Consider the following 17,051-nt stretch of genomic DNA (forward strand, 5'->3'; position numbering starts at 1 on the left):
CACGGACAGGATCAGGAGATCAACCTGGCCATTGACCAGGACTTTTGATGGCCGCCGACCAGGAACCGCTGTCCGTCAGCCTCGACTTTTCTGTCCGCTGATCAAGAGTTCCACGTGACCGCTCTCAGGGGGCTTCGGCCGCCAACGCCGCTGCACGCCGGGTACGTGTCGAGCAGACTCCACAGCCAGTGCCGTTGGAGTAGACGTTGTTGAGCGTTGGGCTTCGCACCGTGCCACAGCGTGTGCACTGGCATCGCCACGGCTTACCAGCTCCGGGATAGGAGACCAAGGTGAATCGCGGTCTCGGGCTCATGTTCGGCCATGCCCCCCTTCCCCGACCGGGGCAGAGCCGCGATGCGGCCGCGCTGGACCCCCGCATCCCTGGTACGGGCGGGGCGGCCGATACTTCCAGGCCGGGTGCGGACGACGATCACGGTTCGGCGGTGTTCTCCCTCCACACCGCCGAAGATTTCGGTGATCAGCGCGGCGATGGCAGGGCGTTGGCAACCTCGGGGGTCGCGCTGAGGGACGTGCGGCGCCTTGAGGAGGCCATCACCGCCTACGCCCAGGCCGCCCGGATCTATCGGAAGATCGGTGAGTGACCTGGCACGGCGAAGGCGGGGCGTTCTGCCGCGAGGCTGTAGCGCGCGATGAGATAAGAGCGATACACCATAGATCTGACAATTAGTGGCGATGGTGCCGGGGATCGCACCACCGTTGGTCGCTCATGGTGTCGAGGCGCGGGTGTCGCGGGGGTCAGGAGCAGCGCATGGGTGAGCCGGGCAGCGGTCAGCCCTCTGCGCCGCAGCAGGACGGCGAGGTCGTCCTGCCCGAGCAGATCGGGGCCGCGCAGGCCCGTACCCCTGGCGTTGGCCGAACCGGGCCCGGCGGTGGCGCTGGCCGGGCTCGGCGTGATCGGCTCGGTCGGGGGCAACGTGCTGTCCGATGTCATCAGCGCGGCCTTGACCGCCGCCCGCACCGGCACGCGGTCGGGCACGCGAAGCGAACCGGAGGACCCGGCCCGGCCTACCGAGCGGTCCGCTGATGCCGCCGTTGACGGGGATCGGGCGGCTGAACGCGCCGCTGGCGTCGCGCGTCTGGAACGCGCCCTGGCCGCCGGTGTTGAGGAGGTCTTGAACGCGGGTGACGCGCGCGCCGAGGCGCTGGCCGAGACGTTGGCGCTGGTGCTGTCGCAGGTCGAGGCGGCGACGGTCGTGGTCAGCGAGGCGATCGCCCTGGGCGATGCCCGGCTGCTGGAAAAGTTGGGGTCCGGGTTCGCCGCGCTCGGCCGGCAGATGACGGTGTTCGCGCCGCTGCTGGGGCGCTTGGACGGGGCGGTCGTGCAGGTTCAGCAGACCCTGTACCGGCAAGACGCCGAGCACCGCTTCGACCGCTCCCAGACCCAGCGTCAGATCTCGCTGCTGCTGGGGATGCGCGAACAGCTGACCGACCTGACCGGCCGTCTGCCCGGCGATCTGTCTGGCCAGGGCGCGGTGCCGGGGGTCGGCCCGGGGGCGGGCGGCGTGTGGGCGGGCGGCTGCCCGTATCAGGGGCTGGCGCCGTTCGGCCCGGCCCAGGCGGGGGTGTTCTACGGGCGGGGCCAGCAGGTCGCGCGGCTGATGGCGATGGTCACCGCCACCAGCGGCGGTGGGCTGATCGTGGTGACCGGCGCGTCGGGGGCGGGCAAGTCCTCGCTGCTGCACGCCGGGCTGCTGCCCGCGCTGGCCGCACCGCCCCCCGCACCGGTCGCATCGCCGGGTGTGCCTCGCGGGGACGGCAGGGCTGGCGGCGCGGCGTGGGCGCAAGTGACCTTCACCCCCGGCAAGCGTCCGCTGCAGGAGCTGGCGGTGCAGTTGGCGGTGCGGTGCGGCGCCGACCCCGATGCCGTGCTGGGCGAGCTACGCGAGAACCCCGGCCGGGCTGCGGCACGGGCCCGGCAGGTCCTGGCCGCCGAACAGATCCGCCACCCGCACGGCGCGTCCGGCGGCGGCCCGCAGCGGCTGATCATGATCGTCGACCAGTTCGAGGAACTGTTCACCCTGGCCTCGGCCGAGTACGCCGACGAAGCGGAGATGTTCATCGCCGCCCTGGACGCGATCTCCACCGCCACCGGTCCGGCGGGCGCCGCCGTGCCTGGGAGCCCGGGCGGCCGGGCGGCAGGAGGCGGCCGGAGTCGTGGTGGTGGCGGTGCGCGGGGACTTCGACGACCGCTGTGCCACCCACCCGGTGCTGGCGACGGCGCTGCAGGAACGCGCGTTCGTGCTGGGCCCGATGAGCGAGCAGGAAATGCAGCGGGCCATCACCGGACCCGCCGCAGCCGCCGGGCTGGCCATCGAGGACGGCTTGGCCGAGCAGGTGGTGCGCGAACTCGTCGGCCATCTACGCCTCCTCGCGCCCGCAGCCCCGGGCGGAAGCGGATGGGCCGGGCCGGTGGCGTCGGCACCGGCGGGAGCGTTGCCGCTGCTGTCGATGGCGATGGCCCGTACCTGGGCCAACCACGAAAACGGACGGCTGACCCGGCACGGCTACGACCGCGCCGGCGGTGTCGCCTCCGCCGTCAAAGACGCCGCCGAGGACGCCTACGCATCCCTGAGTCCCCGCCAGCAGCAGATCGCCGAACGCGTCATCCCGGCTTTGACGATCACCGGAGCCGACGGGCAGATCACCCGACGCCGTGCCAGCCTCGGGGAACTGGCCAACCCCAGCCAGCCCCGGCACCCCGAGCAATCTACGCAGTCTGAGCAGGCCGACCTGGTCCAGAGGGTCGTGGAAGTCTTCACCGCCGCACGGCTCATGGTCACCGGCCCCCTCCTCCCGCCCACCAAGCCCGCCGGGGAGACGAACGGGCCGCCCACCGGCATCGCATCCAGCCGAAGCATCCGCGGGTCTGCCCCAGCGGCGGCAGACAACGCACCGGCGACCGGCACTGTCGAACTCGCCCACGATGTGCTGGTGACCGCATGGCCACGCCTGCAGTCGTGGCTGGCCGGCCAGCACGCCGACCGCATCCTGCACGGGCAGATCCTCCAGGACGCCGCGGAATGGAACGAGCGCGGCCGTGACCCATCATTCCTCTACCGCGGGATCCGGCTGGAGACCGCCAGCAGCGCCGCCGCGCGCTGGCACGCCGACCCCGGCCGCTACCTCGGCTTGCCCGGCCCGGCCGACGCCTTCCTCCGCGCCGGCGCCCGCGCTGCCACCCGCACCCGGCACCGCTGGCAGGCCCTGTTCATGACGTTAGCCGGGCTGCTGGTGATCGCGATCGTCACCGCGGTAGTCGCCGTGCACTCCAGTCAGGAAGCCGAGCGGCAGCGTGCCGTAGCGCTCAGCCGCAGCGCGCAGATCCTGTCCCGCCAGGTAGCCGCCTACAGCCAATCCCTGCCCAACGACCCGGCGGCATCTGCACGGCTCGCTGCGGCAGCGTGGGCCATTGTCCCGACCGACGACGCACGGGCGAGCATGGCCGCGCTACTCAGCCAACCCGCACGCGCCGTCCTGACCGGCCACACCGACTACGTGTACTCGGTGGCGTTCAGCCCGGATGGCACCCGTCTGGCCTCCGCCGGAGTCGACCAGACGGTGCGGATATGGGCGCGGCCACCGGCAAGCAGGTCGGCGCCCCACTGCGGCGCCCCACTGACCGGCCACACCGACTACGTGTCTTCGGTGGCCTTCAGCCCGGACGGCACCCATCTAGCCTCCGCCGGACGCGACCAGATGGTGCGGATATGGGATGTCGCGTTGCCGCACGACCTCCTGCGAGCAGTCTGCGGCATCGCGGGCCGGTCGTTCACTCCCCAGGAGTGGGAGCGGTACATCCCCGACGAGCCGTACCGGCCCAGCTGCCCGGCATCCCGTTAGGAGCGCCACGATCACGGCCGACCGCACGTGTCTTGCTGTGACAGGGAATTCCAATTATCTGTCACATAGACTGCCGGCAGGCCACGTCACCCCAGCTCGGCAGCCGCCGCGTGAAGGGCGAAGCGGCAACGTCATATGTCACATCGGCTACGGAGGCCGCTCGTGTCCGTCGCCGCGTTCCCCGGCTCGTCAGGCATACCGCTCACTGTCTCGACGACAGCGGCCGCCCTCCATCGGTTCATCGACGCCATCCCCGCCGCGACTACCCGCGGCAGCCATGCCGAGACCCTCGCCCCGCACATCACCGCCGAAGCAGACCCCGCCGCGACGTCGCCGCTGACCTCTCAAGCCATATCCGCCCGATTCTCGGCGAGTACTACGGCGACCCGTGAAATCCCAGAGTTCCCGCGAACCCAAAGGTCGAGTCCAGGCTGTTGGGGTGGTCTGGGAGGTTGTGCACCCTTGGGTTCGCCGGAACCCAAGGCCGTCTACGGTCAGCCGTTCCTGAGCGGCACCGGGCGGCGCTCCAAGGCCCGGCGACGCGAGACCACCCCGGCCCGCCGCGCAGTCAAGGCGCCTGAGCCAGTGTACGGCGCCAACCCCCGCGTGAGCAGGCGTCCTCTGCCAGGGCAGCGCCCAGCACCGGACCGAGTCATCCCCGACCGGGGCCGGCACACGACTTCTCGGCTTCACCACCACGACAAAAACCTCAACGAAGAGGAAGAGGCTTCACCGATCCCGAGACCCCTTCAACCCGCCAAAGCGACGTGCTCTGCACGGAGAACGCCCAGGTCCTGGAGCTATGGCCACGATGGAGGGCTCAGGGAACTGTGGGGTTATCCCTTACCTGCCGCCGCGCCGCCACGATCATCTGATCGATCATGCAGTCCAGCTCGGCTGCCATACACCGCGCCGCATGCAGATCATTGAGTACCGGGTCATCGCTCCGCCGGACGTCAGGTTCCACCTCGCGGATCAACCGGCGGAGCACCGTACGGGTCTGCCCCGCCGTGTGCCGACGTCGTCGCGGGTCTTCGTTCATACCGGAAGACATTCCCGGAGTGCCAGGAAACCGCAGGTCGCACCCATACTTGCCGGTAACCTTCTGTGCGGTGAGAGGCAAGGGCGACCCCTAGCAGCCGCAGCGACAGCTAACGCCAGGTGTCAGGCTTGCGGAGAATCGTGCCTAGCGGCACTGGCTCGCCCGAGACGCTGATGCGCAACTCGCCGACCACGGTCCCGTCCATGCTTGTCGACGTTGCTCGCCAGCCGCCGACTAGGGGGGACGGCGCCGGTGTTTGTACGACTACGACGATGGGATCCAAGCGAACCTGCTGATGCGGGCGCAGGTGCACCACCGGGAAGGTAATCCTGGTGGAACCGCCGTTGTCGATCCGCGGCCAAGATCTGCTCACTTGAGGCTGTATCAGCCCGTACCCCAGAGGCCGTGACACTTTGTAGCCGGGCACGTCAGAGAAGATGGACTCCACCCGCGGTCCGTACGGTAGCGGTGGGTGGGGCAGATCCACAAACTGCTCATTTGCCACTTGCGTCCGCGCCGAACGGGGACGAACAGCGTGCACGTCCCCGGGAATGTAAAGCTCAACTTCCACATCGGTGAGATTGGCCGGCAACGCGTTGATCAGCTCCAGCTCGATCGGAGCGATGTGAGCGGCCGCGCCAGCCACCACCAGTCCCGGCCAGCGCTCAGCGCATTTCCGTACGTACGCCTCGACCTGTTGACGGTACTCCTCTGGCGTCCGGGTCTCAGGCGTAGTCTTGGTGAACTGGTCAAACGCCGAGAACAGCCTCGGGTAGTCGACCGGCTCCCCGGAACCCAGGGAACTGTAGGACCTGGTGGGACGGTCAGCAGCCTGCTTCTGTTCCCAGGAGACAAGCGACGCCATGGCATCGCGGCGCCTGCTGGCCAGCCAGTCGTCAACGACCTCCAACCTGGTATCGATCGGCTGAACAGGAGCGCCGGCCACGACGCGCAACTCGACCTGGATTTCCTGGGCGCCTCGCCGGAACCGCTCGTGCAGGGCTTTCAATTCATGGCTCTTGGGTGGCCGGGTTGCGCCGTTGACCCGAATGAAGATTTCCCCGTCCCGGGCGCCGTCGTACTCCTTGCAGATGTAGTAGGGCGGGTCGCCCCATCGAGGTGGGTCGATCTCGACAATCAGCACCTGAGCAGTCACGCCACCACGTGTGAGCGGGACAAAAGTCGCCCGCCAACGCGGCTGATCCTCCTTGCCGAGGTACGGGGTCAGCCCCTGGTCCAGGTCCACCACGTCGATCGGGGTCACGCCGGTCAGCGCTCCTGGTGAAATCCCCACCACCAGATACGCCCGTCCCTCGGTGAAGCGGGCCACCGCGTCGGGCATGCGGTTGGCGAACCCGATGATCGCCCGGGCGATGTGCCACCAGGCGTGCTTCTTAGTCAGGTCAAGCGTCGACTTCCACTCCAGCCACACGCTCTCATCGGCGTCGCTGGCGTCGAACACAGCATCGGCTAGGGCTGCGAGTTCAGACGGCCGTGACGGAGCTTTGCTGATGTCGAAATTTAAGGCCATGGCGGGGGTCCTCACTCCTTAAGGCTCGTATCAGCATGCCCTACGCGATCGTCAGACGATGACCTCTGGCCCATGAGATCTCCGCGGCGCTGATACCGGCCCCGGCATGGCGGAACGCTGTGACCTGCTCAAATCGAAGCGAGACGTAAACCCTGGTCGTGCTCTACCTTCCGGAATCCCACAACCGAACCCCAGCAGCCCCCATGAACACCCCCGACCGCCAGAACGAGCCCGCCCTGCCCGCCCCGAGTACGTCACGGAGCCCGACCCGCTCTCCCTCGGCGGGGTCAATTCCAGGCGCCTGCACGCCCATTACGCCGACCTGGTCAACCGGGTACGCCGATTCTCCTACGCTGAAGGTGCAAAACGTCGACCCTGGGGCCAGCAGGACCGCGCTTCTCATCACCATGGATGAAGCCCGCAATGAGACCTTGAAGTGGCTTCCAGCTCCAGAATGATCGTATTGCTGGTCGCTGCCTTCGGTGATCGGAGTGTCGCCGTTGAAGTACCACTCATGGAGTGGCCCGACGTCGTCGTGCTCGTCGGCGACGAAGCCGTCCACCGACCCGTACAACCACCATTGCCGAACGATCGCACCAAATCGAGCGACGCGCCGCCGCCTCGGTGTGGCCCATGGGATAGATCAGGGCCCGAGCAGCGCGACGAGGCCCGTCAGTCGCCACAGGTTGCCGGGCCTCCGTTCGTCAGTCGACTAGGTAGTGGGCTTCGATGTAGGCGACGGTGGAGTCATACGGCTCCCCTACCGGCTTCAACGTGTACCGGCGGAAGACCGCGGCGGTGGCGCGACGGACGCCTCGGTTGCGAGCGTCGGCGTTGTCCCATGACCGGGCGAGGGTGCGGGTGGCCACCTGGTCGATCTCCTCGGCCAGGTTCCTCTCCGTGACTGTGAGTCCGGACGGTGCGTGGTCATGGATGATCCGCGACAGGACACCCACGTGGTCGTCGTCCAGCACGACGACGGCTTCGTTGGGGTGCTTCTCGGCGTCCACGATGGCGCGAGCGATCCGGAGTGCTTCGGACAGAAACTCCAAGGCGTCCTGGGCGTTTTGGATAATCCGGTCCCGCAGCAGCTTGATCCGCTCCGCGAGGGCGGTGTACTTCGCGGACCCCGGTTCGACGCCCTTTTCGAGGCTGGCCTTGATGTGGTCCAGGATCTCCGCCGCAGACGGCGGCGTCTTGTCCTCGCCGTCGTCGTTGTCGGGATTGGGGCGGACAAGTGCCAGCAGTTCCTTGAGGATGGCTATGCCCTGGGCGTCCAGGACAAGGGCTTCCTCCTGGGAGGCGACCGCGGAGAAGGAGTGGACGTGGGCATTGATGATCTCCAGGACCATCGGCCCCAGCTCGCTCAGCCGCTCCTTCCTCTCCTCGTCGGAGGACTTCTTGAACAGGGTCGTGTACACGGACCCGAACAGCCCGAAGCCGTCCCGGTACTTGACGACCCGCTTGTCGGTGTTGGTGAGCGGGTACAGGCGGGCCAGGAGCCGGTAGTCCTTGGTGAACACCTCGGCGGCGCCAGGGTTGGCGTCCAGGAAGACGTTAATGGCTCGCACGGACTCGTATCCGTGAACCGTGAGGTCCAGGCCGTCCACGTCCACGAACAGGTCTTCGATGCGGGCGAAGGTGGTGCGGAACTCGGCGACCAGCTCGGACAGGTCGGTGACGAACCCGCCACCCTTGCCGGCCCCCGGCGAGGTGGGGTCGACGACGGCCCGCTGGACCTCTTCGGCCAGGCCGATGTAGTCCACGATCACGCCGGAGGTCTTCACGAACCCGGTCGGGGACACCCAGGTGCGGTTCGGGCGGGTGATGGTCTGGAACAAGGTGTGGGCCTTCAGCGGCTTGTCCAGGTAGAGGACGCCCTCGTTGGGGGCGTCGAATCCAGTCATCAGTTTCGCGGTCACTATTAGGAAGCACAGTGGGTCGTCCGGGGTGAGGAACCGCCGCTTCTGCTCCTCCTCCTCGGCCTCCGAGAGCTGGAACGGCCGCATGGCGGGGTCTTCGTCCTTGGAGTCCGAGACGGAGATGTTCACCTCGGCGGTGATCCGGTCGTGCTTCCCGACTTCGGCGAGCACCTGTGACGCCTCGAAGCCGGCCAGCAGCTCGTTGATCTTGTTCGTGTACGCCACGGCCAGCTCACGGTTGTAGGCGACGACCTGGGCCTTAAGGCCGTTGCGGTAGGCGCCGGCCAGGTAGTGGTCCACGATGTCCTGGCAGACCGCGTGGATGCGGTCGGGGTTGGCGAACACAGAGGTGAGGCGCCCGAACTTGCGGGACAGGGCCTCACGGTCGGGGTCGTCGAGGTCGAAGTCGTCGGCGAACTGGTCGAACTCAGCCTGTAACGCCTGGTCGTTTATCTCGAAGGCGACCGGGTGCGGGTCCAGCATGACCGGGACGGTCGCCCCGTCCAGTAGAGACCGGGACACCGAGTACCGGTGCAGCACTCTGTCCGTGTCGGTCTCCTCGCCGAAGAGGGCGAAGGTGTCGGTGGCGAGGTTCCTGACGGGGGTGCCGGTCATGCCGAAGAACTTCGCGTGCGGTAACGCTGCGCGCATCTGGCCGGCCAGGGACTTCGACCTGGCTGACTGGGTGCGGTGTGCCTCGTCGACCAGCACGATGATGTTGTCCCGGGTCGACAGGTTCTTGCCGGCGTCGGCGAACTTGTGGACGGTCGTGGAGATGACGCCGCGCACGTCGTCGGCCAGCAGGGAACGTAACTCTTGGCTGGTGGCAGGCTGGTGGAAGTAGGCGTCCCCCATCGCGGAGGTGAACACCCCGGACGTCTGCCGGACGAGCTGGGTCCGGTCCGAGAGCAGGATGATCGTGGGCGACTCGGTGCGGGTGTCGGCCAGCAGCAGCGAGGCCGCGAACACCATCAGCAGCGTCTTCCCTGACCCCTGGTGGTGCCAGATCAAACCCTTCGACCCGCCGGCTAGGACCCGCTCGTGGATCAGGTGGGCGGCCTCCATCTGCGGGTAGCGGGGCAGGTACTTCCTGTCCACCCCGCCCCCAGAGGTGTCGAAGAGGACGAAGTTGGCGAGCATGTCCAGGACCGTGGCAGGATTCATCAGCAGCTCGACGGAGCGCTGCACGTCGGCCTGGCCGGACAGGTTCTCGTCGTCGGCGGTGGACCGGAACGGCTGCCACAGGTTCGTGGATGCGCCGGCGGCACCGAACCGCAGCTTCAATCCGTCAGAGGCGACCGCGAAGACGTTGGGGGTGAAAAACCACGGGTACTCGGTGGAGTATACGTCGCTGATCTCGCGGGCGGCGTCCGCCCACCCGGACTTCGCGGTCGGCGACTTCACCTCGACAACCACCAGGGGCAGGCCGTTGACCCAGTACACGAGGTCGAATCGGCGGGAGATCTTGCCGGGGACGGTGATGGTCACCTCGTCCGACACGACAAGCGTGTTGGCGTTCGGGTGCTCGAAATCGATGACCTTCAGGGCATGCCACACACCATCGGCGTCCCGGAACTCCTTCCGCCCGCGCAGCAGGCGCAGCACCTGCTCATTGGCCCGCACCAGCCCGCCTTCAACGGCGTTGACCGTGGCGACAATCTCTTCGACCACCCCGTCCACATCGAACCCGCCGATCACTCCAGGGTTCAGCCGGACGATGGCATCCCGCAGCTGGCCAGCGACCACCGTCTGCGTCGTCTCACGCGGCAACGATCTGCCCGCTGTGAAGGCCCAGCCTATGGGGATGGACCACTGGATCATCCGGTTCTGGAACTCACGCTCCCGAATGCCCTTCGCCACGGCTCAGACCTCCAATTCAGCGGACTCAATGTTGACGGTGCGGTCCAATAGGCCCGACAGCAGGCCCCCTCGGACTTTTCGGAGACTGGCGGCCTGAACTCGGAGGGAGTCCATTGTCTTTACGACGACGCCGAGCCGCCGCGCCCAGTCCTGCTGGACGGATAACGGGAGATCCGGGACGGGGAATCTGCTGAGGGTCGCGCGGTTAATAGAGGCGATCCCTGTGGTTTGGGTGCCGAATGTCTCGAACCAATTCCGGCCGAATGTGTTACCCCAAGCCGACACGAAATACGGGTCGAAGCGTTGGTCGGTGACCCGGACCCTGAAGACGTGGTTCTGGTGGATACAGTCGGGAATCTGGCCCTCCCATACGTGCCCCCGACCAAGCTTGTCCTTGTCCCCTCCCTCGTTCATCAAAACGTCACCAGGCTGCAGTCGAAGCTTTTCCGCCTTGGCCCGGGTGGTCTGGATCGTGGCCACCTCAGACAAATTCAGGTGGTGTCGATGGACATTCGCCACGCGTAGATACGGCACCTCCACAAGATCCGGCTGCTCAAAGTCCTTCTTGTTCTTCGTGAGACCTCCCGAGATATCGCAGAACGATGCCAGTGGGACCGTCCCCTCGTCGGCAACGGCGGCCGCCATCTCTCGTCCCAGCGCCCACCAAAGCTCATCGAGCACATCCGCCTCGGCGTCGAGTGCGGTGATCTGGTCGTCGATCGCATCGAGCATCTCGACGATCCGTGCTTGTACCTCACGGGGTGGGATCGGGAGTTGGATCTGCAAGAGTTGCTCTGGGTTGAGACGCTTGCGCCGTTGGACCGTCCCGCTCACTCGGTTCTTCATTTCTGCCCACAGTCGCGGTGAGCGACAGACGTGCCTCATCCAGTCGGGCATCAGTTCTGGGCCAAGCGTGAACGTAGGGAACTCGTTGCTGACGACGAATCCATCGAACTCGGCAGATACTACGGTGATCGGGCCTTCCCACGCGGTCAGTTTTCGCATCACGACCTGGTCAACGTGCAGCACGTTCATTGCCGCGTACTCTGTGTCTCCGCCGTCGAGTTCGCCTTTAGCGACAAGCCCCTGTCCTGCGTTCAGGACCCCGGCCAGGCAGTAGGTGGTTGCAGGCTTCATCGGTGTGCGCTGGATGTCGAGGCGCATCACCTCTCCGAGCGGACGAAGCGGATATCCGTCACTCATCGAAGCCCTCGATCCCGGCGGCGGCGAGTACGTCGAGCATCCGTTGCTCGGTTTTCTGACGCTCGGCTCGGGCAACGTTGTACGCCTCGATGAGGGTGCCGAGGTCTTCGGCCTCAGCTGCGGCCTGTTTGATGTACCTGCCGATGTTGAGGTCGTACCCGTTCGCCGCGATCTCCGTGGTGGGGACGAACCGCGCCGAGATGCCGCCGTCTCCGTCGGGGTCCACCGGGTTGCCCTCGGCGTCAAATTTCGAGTGGTAGGCGGTCACGACGTCGGAGATATCGGCGTCGGTGAGGATATTGCGGTTCTTGGCCTTGGCGAACCGCTTGGAGGCATCGATGAACAGCACGCCGCCCTGCCGCTCCGGAGCCTTGGTACCGGGTGCACGGAACACCAGGATCGCCGTAGGGATGCTGGTGTTGTAGAAGAGGTTGGCCGGCAGGCCGATGACCGCTTCGAGCAGGTCATCGTCCAGGACACGCTGGCGGATGGCTGCTTCCTGTCCGCCGCGGAAGAGGACGCCATGTGGCAAGACGACGCCGACGCGACCCTTTTTCGGGCCCATGCTGGCGATCATGTGCTGGACGAACGCCCAGTCCGCCGACGACTGCGGGGCGACCCCGCCGAGGATGCGCGGGTCGTTGCTCCAGGGCTTCCACTTCAGGCTGTAGGGCGGGTTAGCGACGATCACATCGAACTGCGCGACGGACCCGTCCGGCTTCTTGAAGCGCGGGTCCTTCAAGGTGTCGCCGACCTCGACCTGGAACTGGGTGAGGTTGTGCATGAAGAGGTTCATGCGGGCCACACCCGCCGTGTCCGGTACGGCCTCCTGCCCGTACAGGCGGAGTGTGTAGCCACGTCCGCCGCGGGCCTTCAGGAGGTCCGCGGAGGCGATGAGCATGCCGCCCGACCCGCAGGTCGGGTCGTACACCGACTCGAAGCTTTTGGGGTCTAGGACCTCGACGATCAGCTCGACGACCTCGCGCGGGGTGAAGAACTGGCCGGCTCGGGTACCGGACCCGTCGGAGAACCGCTTCAGCAGGTACTCGTACGCCCCACCGAGAACGTCGTGGGACATGTTGCCCTCGTGCATCTTCGGGGTGCGGTCCATCGCCTGCATGACCGCCGCCAACACCTCACCCGACAGCACCTCTTCGGAGGTCCAGGTCATGGACCCGAACAGGCGGGAGAACTTGTCAGGGTTGGCCGTCTCGATGGCCTGCAGGGAGGCGCGGACGCGCCGGCCGAGGCCGGGCTGGGTGATGGTGGCGAGGATGGACGTCCAGGAGGCGCGACGCTGCTGGACGGTACCGGGGTGGATGAACGGGATCTCGAACGACTGGTAGTCGCGATACTCGATCTCGTGGGCTTCCTCGGCCGACAGGTCGTCCAAGCCCTCGTTGTCGGCCAGGAACTCCTCGTGCTGGTGCTCCCAGGTGTCCGACAGGTACTTCCAAAACATCAGCGGGAAGACGACGGAGGAGTATTGCGCTTCGGGCATCGCCACGCGCAGCTCGTCGGCGGCATCCCATAACCGGTTCTCGATTTCCTGCTGGGTCACTGCCATCACTCGGGGGGTGTCCTTGCTCGTCAAAGGGGGGCGACCCGAAGGCCGTGGTGTTCCTGCTGGTACCCCATTTTCGGACACGCCCGGCATGTACACGCCGGGCGTGTCCTACATGGTGGATACACGCGGGGCGTCGTACTCCTTGCGCGGGCGACCCACCTACGATATCCCTCCCCAGGACCACGGAATTCGGCAAACGGCCCAAACAAACAACGCGCCAGCCGAGGCCAGACGCCCCCGCTATCGCTCTTCTTCCCGCTCCAGCAGACTGCCCACCTGAGCCACGCCGTCGGACCCCTCGGCCAGCACGCGCCACGATGACCGTTTCGCCCGGGATGCCGCCCAACCCCGGCTCCACTCTCGTCATTCCCGTCTCTCCAAGCGGCTTTCGGATCGCTTTGCGATTGAAAGCGGCGAGTCGTCCTTGTCTCGAACCGCGTCTTTGGGGTCCGTCCGGATATGTTCCGCAGTCGAATCCGAGACCGAAGCGGTCCGGCGTGCGCAGCCACAGGTCGCGCCTGCCGCCTCGGTCATCGGCCGCGACCATCGAGCGACGGGTGTCCTCGACGGCGAGGTAGCGCGCGGGCTCCGGCGGGCACGGGATCGACCTGGAGCGCACCCATCGCCGTCTCCGTCCGCTCCGTGGGCGTGCCGGACAGAAGGCCGGCCCGTCTTCGCACCCGGCGCGCCTCCGCCCCGCGAGGCCGAGGCCGGCCCACTGCCTCGGACGCAGGCGGGACCGCGGCGGCAGGGTGGGACGGGACCGTACCGGCAGATGACGGCGGGACCGTACCGGCGGGCCTCAGCGGATGGTGCGTGCCGCGTCCTCGATGACGTCCTGGACCTTGCCGACGCGGGAGATCATCGACAGGTGGGACGCGTTCACCTTCGTGATGGTCGCACCCGCCCGCTTGGCCATGAACTCCTGTGCGGCGAGGGCGAGAGGTGGCAGGCGACATCCTCGGGTGGGGCATGCTCGGGGTCATCGTGCTCGCCTACTTCCTGCTTACCGCGGCGAGCGAATGAACCTCGACGAGGACGCCGTGATGGCGGCGCTGGATCTGGTCGGCCGGGCGGGCGCCAAGTCGCTCCAGGTCGGCTACCTGCACGAGAACGTCCCTGCCGAGCAGGCGGCGTGGTGGGCGCACGCGCAGCAGTGCCGGGCGCCCGGATCACCGAGAAGAACCATCCCGGGCCCGCCGAGGCCCTGGAGGCGCTCGCCCGGCGGCTGCTGACCGGCGGGCAGTGCCAGCACTGCGGTGGTGTGGTCACGCTGTTCGGCGGGGAGCGCTGGCCTACGCCGCCGGCCGCGCCCACCGGGACCGGCCGCCGCGCGGGGTTGTCATGGGCGCAGTGGCGGGTTCACCATGACTGACCATGAACATGCGGTGGTTGCGGGGATGGCGGGACGGCGAATCGGACACGCCGGAGGGTGAACCAATGGGCCCGGAGTTCACCTTCGCGGTGCAGACGCTGTATCGCCGCTACGGTCAGCACATCTATGCCCGGGCGGCGGCCGATCCGGCGTTCAGCGAGGTGATCGCCGCTCGGGCGGAGGCCTCGCGGAACCTGTTGCGCGAGCACCCGCTGCCGGGAAGGCCGGGCACGCACCTTCAGCGGATGGCGCTGTGCGGCTATCTGCTCGGTCAGACCCACGCCTTGCTGCAGGAACTGCTGGACGCGGCCATGGATGAGGACGGCGGCTCGTCGGCCGGGACGCTGGACGGGGACTCGGCGTCGGTGCGGTTGGGCGCGATGTTCCAGCTCGCCTTCGACGCCGGTCTGCTCAAGCTGGAGACATCGGCTCACCGGTAGCGCGCGTCGGACGCCTCGGCCTGGCGTGGTCGTCCCCGGACGATACGGGGAGCCAGTGGCATCGTGCGTCCGTGATCGGTGTGATGGTGGGGCTGTGGGCGTCGTCAGAGCCGTTCCGAGGGTGTGCCGTGGAAAGCCGCCGCGGGGCAGGACTCTGTGCCGTTACCGGCCGGCACCATGTTAGCCAGCCGCGACCGCGCCGCGGCGGGTGTTCCAGGTGGCGACGGCGGCACCACGTGCGCCCGCCGCGACGCAGGCCCGCACCGGCGAACCGGGCTCGCCCATCCCGATGACCGCCACGTCGAGGTCACCCACAATAGGCCGGTGCTGGGGCAGCTCGCTGACCTTGAGCGGCCAGGGAGTCGACCGGAAGCGTCATGCGGCCCTCCTGGATCGTCACCGACGACGATCCAGCCGTCCCGGCGGGCGGCACGCCGAAGAGCGCCCGGTGCCATGCCGCCGACCCGCGCCGGGGCCTGGAGCCGCTGCTGGGGCATCGGCGCGGGGCCGCACTCTGTCGACGCCGTGGTCCGCGTGTACACGCCCCGCCAGATCTGGCCTCACTCCGGCAGTGTGGCCGGACCGCAGAGAGCATTGCGAGATGGCAGGGCGATTTCACCGTGCCCGGGCGCGCAGGCCGCGCAGGCAGTCCGTAGGTGATCGGCTCAACCATCACCGTGAGAGGCCGCGCCGCGCAACGCTCGTAGTTCCGCGGCGTCGGCGTCGGCCTGGGCCTCGGCGCGCCGCGCGCGCTGCAGGGCGTCCTCGGCCCGGGCGGTGAGCGCGGTGATCTGCTCGCGGTAGGCCGCGGTGAGTTCCGCGTGCTGCCGCTGTGCGTCGGCGCGCTGCTGCTGGGATTCCTGCCGCACTGTCTCCAGCGCCTGTTCGGCCAGCGCCGCGCGCCGGTCGGCCGTCTTGATGTGCTGCTCGGCCTGGGCGGTGGCGCGGTCCCGGTCGGCTTCGGCGGCCCGGGCACGCTGGGCCGCGGCGGCCGCCTGTTCGCGGGCGAGGGCCAGCTCACCGTCCCGGGCGGTCAGCGTCTGCTGCAGGCCGGCGATCCGTCGGTCGCGTTCGGCCAGCCGCTCGGCGGCCAGGTCGCGTTCGGTGGCGGCCGCCTGGTGCAGCGCCGTCAGCTCGGCGGCCATGCGCTCGCGGGCGACCTCGGCGGCGGAGGCCTGCTGTTCGGCCTTGCCGCGCTCGCGCTCGTGCGCCGCGACGCTGTCCCACGCCTGTTCCTGCACCCGCTCGGCCTCGGCGCGTGCCTGGCGGGCCTGGCGCTCGGCGGTGGCGCGCGCCTCACGGTCCTCGCGGGCCTGGGTCTGGGCCGCCGCGGTGCGACGCTCGGCCGCCTCGGCGCGGCGTTCGGCGGCGTCGGGTGGGAGACTGCCTCCGGGTGATCAGCTCGATGAGCCGGGGCGTCGCGCTGCCGCCCCGGTCGTATCTCGCCGAACGCCGCGTGGGCGCGCCGGTGAGCCAGGGGACGCCGAGCGCATCCGCGCGGCCGGACACTCCGTGCGGATCGTTGAGGAGCAGGGATGGACGAGGAGGTTTGGCGGCTGCACCAGGCCGTCGAAAGCGCTCGCCGGAGCAGGTCGCGGAGCTGGCCGGTCGCGCGGCGGACGTCGACGCCGAGTACGAGAGGCGCACCGCGCTGTGGGTCGCGGTGCAGGAGGGGCGCCACGACTCGCACGCGTCCTGGCGGCCGCCGGGGCCGATCCGTGGCGGCCGATGATGAGCGGCTGGTCGCCGGGACGTCTCAGCCTGGCCGGCCCCGAACCGACCTGTTCGACCGGCCCGCCGAGGTGGCCGGCCTGACCGATGACCAGGCCGCCGCGGTGGCCGAGGCCCGGCGTCTGACCGCGGCGCTGGGCGAGTTGCATTACGACGGCACGGGGCTGGCATGTATCGCGGGGATCGGCGCGGCCGAGGCGGCGCGGCGGCTGGAGGCGACGGTGAAGGTGGTCGATCGCGAGGAGTTCCTCGACCAGATCGACCCCTTCGACCAGCAGAGCCTGGCCTTCGTCGGGGTCACCGACGTGCCCGGCGGGTGCGTTGTCACCCAGCCATGGGGATACATGCCCACGACGCCCGGTGCCACCCGGCGCCTGTCGGCGGGCACGCTCTGCTACGCCATGTTCGCCAATCCCAAGAGCGGCAACCAGGGCGTCATCGTCCGCGACGGCCAGACCGTCGGCGGGGACCATCCCGGCGGAACCCCGTGGGGGGATGCTGGGCCGGTGGAGGTCCTGT

At 68.3% G+C, this 17,051-nt stretch carries 12 protein-coding genes and 2 pseudogenes; 8 read left to right on the forward strand and 6 right to left on the reverse strand.

Features of this window, described 5'->3' with window-relative positions; all coding sequences use genetic code 11:
- The first annotated feature begins 290 nt into the window (after positions 1-290).
- The 3 genes and pseudogenes from DQ384_RS39780 (at position 291) to DQ384_RS44045 (ending at position 3,861) form a co-directional block, all read left to right on the forward strand.
- Positions 291-602, forward strand: coding sequence for a hypothetical protein (locus tag DQ384_RS39780; protein WP_147269096.1), 312 nt, complete (start codon positions 291-293; stop codon positions 600-602).
- 828 nt (positions 603-1,430) lie between these two features.
- Positions 1,431-2,090, forward strand: a pseudogene (locus DQ384_RS44040) (ATP-binding protein); the annotation flags it as partial.
- A gap of 97 nt (positions 2,091-2,187) precedes the next feature.
- Positions 2,188-3,861 carry an nSTAND1 domain-containing NTPase gene (locus tag DQ384_RS44045; RefSeq protein ID WP_342769502.1) on the forward strand — a complete coding sequence of 558 codons (1,674 nt, stop codon included), beginning with the start codon at positions 2,188-2,190 and terminating at the stop codon, positions 3,859-3,861.
- A 1,151-nt stretch (positions 3,862-5,012) separates the two neighbouring features.
- On the opposite strand, the gene DQ384_RS39790 is transcribed toward DQ384_RS44045, so the two are convergent.
- The 5 genes from DQ384_RS39790 to DQ384_RS39810 form a co-directional block, all read right to left on the reverse strand.
- Positions 5,013-6,434, reverse strand: a complete 1,422-nt coding sequence (locus tag DQ384_RS39790; protein ID WP_147269099.1) for an AlbA family DNA-binding domain-containing protein — start codon at positions 6,432-6,434, stop codon at positions 5,013-5,015.
- 163 nt (positions 6,435-6,597) lie between these two features.
- Positions 6,598-6,996 (reverse strand): hypothetical protein, encoded by a 399-nt coding sequence (locus DQ384_RS42570; protein ID WP_220183393.1) that lies wholly within the window; start codon positions 6,994-6,996, stop codon positions 6,598-6,600.
- A gap of 142 nt (positions 6,997-7,138) precedes the next feature.
- Positions 7,139-10,216: a type I restriction endonuclease subunit R gene (locus tag DQ384_RS39800; protein WP_114034072.1), complete on the reverse strand. Its 3,078-nt coding sequence runs from the start codon at positions 10,214-10,216 to the stop codon at positions 7,139-7,141.
- A 3-nt stretch (positions 10,217-10,219) separates the two neighbouring features.
- Positions 10,220-11,380 (reverse strand): restriction endonuclease subunit S, encoded by a 1,161-nt coding sequence (locus tag DQ384_RS39805; protein ID WP_181871701.1) that lies wholly within the window; start codon positions 11,378-11,380, stop codon positions 10,220-10,222.
- A gap of 31 nt (positions 11,381-11,411) precedes the next feature.
- On the reverse strand, positions 11,412-12,986 hold the full coding sequence (locus DQ384_RS39810) for a type I restriction-modification system subunit M (protein ID WP_114034079.1): 1,575 nt from the start codon (positions 12,984-12,986) through the stop codon (positions 11,412-11,414).
- A 1,022-nt stretch (positions 12,987-14,008) separates the two neighbouring features.
- Here DQ384_RS39810 and DQ384_RS39815 point away from each other — a divergent pair.
- Positions 14,009-14,221: a hypothetical protein gene (locus DQ384_RS39815; protein ID WP_114034074.1), complete on the forward strand. Its 213-nt coding sequence runs from the start codon at positions 14,009-14,011 to the stop codon at positions 14,219-14,221.
- Positions 14,222-14,426: 205 nt separating this feature from the next.
- Positions 14,427-14,801 (forward strand): hypothetical protein, encoded by a 375-nt coding sequence (locus tag DQ384_RS39820; RefSeq protein WP_114034075.1) that lies wholly within the window; start codon positions 14,427-14,429, stop codon positions 14,799-14,801.
- Positions 14,802-15,466: 665 nt separating this feature from the next.
- Here the strand turns inward: DQ384_RS39820 and DQ384_RS39825 are convergent.
- Entirely contained in the window at positions 15,467-16,042 is a 576-nt protein-coding gene (locus DQ384_RS39825; protein WP_147269100.1) for a hypothetical protein, read from the reverse strand.
- Here DQ384_RS39825 and DQ384_RS39830 point away from each other — a divergent pair.
- The 3 genes and pseudogenes from DQ384_RS39830 to DQ384_RS43495 all read left to right on the forward strand — a co-directional run.
- Positions 16,007-16,198 (forward strand): hypothetical protein, encoded by a 192-nt coding sequence (locus DQ384_RS39830; RefSeq protein WP_147269101.1) that lies wholly within the window; start codon positions 16,007-16,009, stop codon positions 16,196-16,198. The genes DQ384_RS39825 and DQ384_RS39830 overlap by 36 nt on opposite strands.
- A 152-nt stretch (positions 16,199-16,350) precedes the next feature.
- Complete coding sequence (locus DQ384_RS43490) at positions 16,351-16,533, forward strand: hypothetical protein (RefSeq protein ID WP_114034078.1); 183 nt, start codon at positions 16,351-16,353, stop codon at positions 16,531-16,533.
- Positions 16,520-17,051: pseudogene (locus DQ384_RS43495) on the forward strand (DUF6461 domain-containing protein); the annotation flags it as partial. The gene DQ384_RS43490 and the pseudogene DQ384_RS43495, both read left to right, overlap by 14 nt.

Source organism: Sphaerisporangium album, from assembly GCF_003323745.1.
Taxonomy (GTDB): Bacteria; Actinomycetota; Actinomycetes; order Streptosporangiales; family Streptosporangiaceae; genus Sphaerisporangium; species Sphaerisporangium album.